Below are 343 nucleotides of genomic sequence, written 5' to 3'. Positions count from 1 at the left end.
CGAGTTTGTCCTGGGGCAGGACCTCGGCGATGACGTCGGTGATACCGACCTGGGCGGCGACGTGGTCGGCGGCGCCTTGATTGTCCCCGGTGAGCAGAATCGGGGTCAGGCCCAGAGCAGTGAACTGGGCGATCGCGGCGGCGCTGGTCGGTTTGATGGTGTCAGCGACCACGAGCACGCCTCGGACGCGGCCATCCCAGGCCACCACGACAGCGGTTTTCCCGATCTGCTCCGCCTCAGTCTTGGCCGCGGCCAGCGTGCCCTCGAGGGGCAGAGACCAGTCGGCGAGCATACTTTCACGGCCCACCAGCACCGCGTGGTCCTCAATGACGCCGTGTACACC

1 protein-coding gene is annotated in these 343 nt (G+C 67.3%); it reads right to left on the bottom strand.

Annotation, left to right across the window (positions count from 1 at the left end):
- The coding region (locus IO33_RS45415) for an HAD family hydrolase (RefSeq protein ID WP_037687550.1) at positions 1 to 343 on the bottom strand (343 nt) is incomplete at both ends.

It is taken from the genome of Streptomyces durhamensis, from assembly GCF_000725475.1.
In the GTDB taxonomy this organism is placed as follows: Bacteria; Actinomycetota; Actinomycetes; order Streptomycetales; family Streptomycetaceae; genus Streptomyces; species Streptomyces filipinensis.
This window is presented reverse-complemented; position numbering and strand designations above follow the sequence as displayed.